The organism is Mycobacterium innocens (assembly GCF_900566055.1).
In the GTDB taxonomy this organism is placed as follows: Bacteria; Actinomycetota; Actinomycetes; order Mycobacteriales; family Mycobacteriaceae; genus Mycobacterium; species Mycobacterium innocens.
In genome coordinates this window covers 1-2,400 of record NZ_UPHQ01000047.1, presented here as the reverse complement: position 1 = coordinate 2,400, position 2,400 = coordinate 1, and the positions used below count along the sequence as shown (strand labels likewise).

1 protein-coding gene and 2 pseudogenes are annotated in these 2,400 nt (G+C 58.1%); 2 read left to right on the top strand and 1 reads right to left on the bottom strand.

The annotated features are described in order from the left end of the window. Together EET03_RS29820 and EET03_RS05685 are read left to right on the top strand one after the other, a co-directional pair. A pseudogene (locus EET03_RS29820) lies at positions 1-652 on the top strand (hypothetical protein); the annotation flags it as partial. Between the two features lie 11 nt (positions 653-663). Beyond that, positions 664-1,230 carry a hypothetical protein gene (locus EET03_RS05685; RefSeq protein ID WP_075542729.1) on the top strand — a complete coding sequence of 189 codons (567 nt, stop codon included), beginning with the start codon at positions 664-666 and terminating at the stop codon, positions 1,228-1,230. A gap of 455 nt (positions 1,231-1,685) precedes the next feature. Here the strand turns inward: EET03_RS05685 and mddA are convergent. Beyond that, a pseudogene (mddA, locus tag EET03_RS05680) lies at positions 1,686-2,271 on the bottom strand (methanethiol S-methyltransferase); the annotation flags it as partial. Between the last annotated feature and the right edge of the window lie 129 nt (positions 2,272-2,400).

The following is a 2,400-nucleotide window of genomic DNA, read 5'->3' as shown; positions in this document are numbered from 1 at the left end:
GCTTGGGCAGCCCCCCATTCCGCCCTGGGCCAGCCCACCGCCACCGCCATCGCTGCAAGCGACGCGAGACGCCTACAACAAGTTGACAAGCGACATCGACCACCACAATCTAAATCCGCCCAACCCTTCCGATTGGAACGCGGTTCAGGCTTATAACCAAGAAGCCTGGTATTACAACACCCTGAAGGCCCAGCTCGAGCGCCAATTAGATGCGGCCAACGCACAATACACGCCCGCCAACGACGCCAAACGCGCCGACATCCCATACTGGACACAACCCGCACCACAACAACCACGTACGCCCGGCACCCGACCACAACCGGGCACGTCCCCAAGCCCAAGTATTGCCGACCAGGCTAAGAAAATTGGTGAGGAAGTAAAGACGGTTCCGAAGGGTTCCGGGCAACTCCAGGCCTTGGCGGACAAGGTGACCTCCCTGCACCTTGACCAGGAACAGGCTGCGGAGGCAGCCGAGATTGCCGCTCAGACAGCGTTCGGTGACACTGGTGGAATTGTCAACCTGCCCGATGGAACAAAGGTGGTGCTACCCGCGATGTTACCTCAGAGAGTAGCACTAATAGTACGTCCTGACGGTTCGGTTGCTGTGTTCAACGGCGACCTTACCCAATTCTTGCCTTACCTCGGCAAATGAAGGAATAAACGATGAATACATCTTCGGTTTCTGAGATACTCGACTTCGAGGTTCACCTGCTCATGACAATGAAGATACGAATGGTCAACAAAAATGCGAAGCTGCTAGAAAACAAGCTAGCCGAACACGGGCTTTCCGTCGCGGACGCACAACGCATACATGAGCGGGTATCCGAAGCTCTTGGCGACGAAGCCTCTCGTTTCGAAAACATGAAGAAGCTGCTGGGCCTGGGAGGCCAGTCCTCGAAATCACTGGAATACAGCAGCGTATTGTGGCCTGGATTTGACTTCACCGCGACCGCCAGTGAAGAAGGAGTGCTTGAGTCGGCGCGGTACTGGCACACGAGGAGCGATTCATCCCGGGTCGATTCGCCAACCGAGTTGCCCCCCTGGAGCATGGACATCGATGAGTTCACGAAACAGTTTGGCCCCTTGACGGGTGGCCTCAAGTGGACCCTGTTCGACAAACTTCTCCCCTCCCACGAAGAGTACGAATTTCCCTGGAATGGAGAGCGCCACGGTGCGGCATTCAGCTGGGGGCTGTTTATGTTTGCGTCGAAGTACTGGCCCGAAGATTGATAAAGGAAATTGTTGAATTTCAGAGTTACCCTAAACTTCGGCATCGTCCAACGGGCCAGATAAAAATTTTCGTCCCGCCATCCAGGTAGATTACCAGTATCTGATTCTCAATGCGTGGACGAAATGCTTCGACGTGGGGAGTCGAAGTGAGAAAAGCCCCTGTCGAACTGGGATGATTAATGTTGTTCAGGCGTCAACCAACCGTCTTCTGAAAGACACTTCCGGCGCGAGCGTCTCACAAGTTCAGTGGCTCCTCACCGGTCTTCGACATGGAAATCTCGCGTTGTGCGCTGGGTTGGTGCCTATGATGAGGTGAGCATCGGGTCTCCCCGAATCAAATCGGGAGCGACGAACCCGGCTCCGAAGCGGGTTGGCGTGATGCGGTCGCAACCCGACTGCGGATAGCCGGCCGGCGGCACCAATCGCGACTATTCAGCGAACATACCGCGCCAAAGCTACTCCTGGGCAGCCGTTTTGGTCGATAGCCGACGAGGCCTCGGAATCAACATGGGCACAGCGCGTCGGTAGTTCCGGTACCGGTCACCCAGCGCCGCCGTCAGATCGCCCTCTTCCATCTGCAGCGCGATCAGGATGTAGCCCGTGGTCGCGATCGAGAAGAGCAGGTGCCACCGCTGTCATGGTGGGCGCCGCCCAGAAGGCGACGATGAAACCGAGCATGAGTGGGTGACGCACCACCCGGTAGAGCAGCCGGGCGCGGAAGCCGACCTCGGTGTATGGCTTTGCGCGCCAAGCCAAATACACCTGCCGAAGGCCAACCAGGTCGAAGTGGTTGATCATGAACGTCGACGTGAAAACTATCGCCCACCCGAGCCAGAACACTGCCCACAACGCCACCCGGGCGGCCGGCAGCCGCACGTCCCAGATGACCGCGGGCATCGTTCGCCACTGCCAGTAGAGCAACAGCAGCACCGCACTCGACAACAACACGTAGGTGCTGCGCTCAATCGGCTGCGGCACGAATCGCGTCCACCACCGCTTGAACGCCGGCCGCGCCATCACGCTGTGCTGGACGGCGAATACATGGGATTCCCCTCGTAGCGTGGAGACGTCGCTATTGAGGAGGCGGCGATGGCAGCAAACAGGCGGAAGTTCGATGAGGACTTCAAGGCTGGCGCGGTGCGGATCGTGCGAGAGACCGGCAAGTCGATC

Coding starts and splice junctions, on each gene's coding strand:
- EET03_RS05685 (WP_075542729.1), top strand. CDS start 664: ATGAATACATCTTCGGTTTCTGAGATACTCGACTTCGAGGTTCACCTG.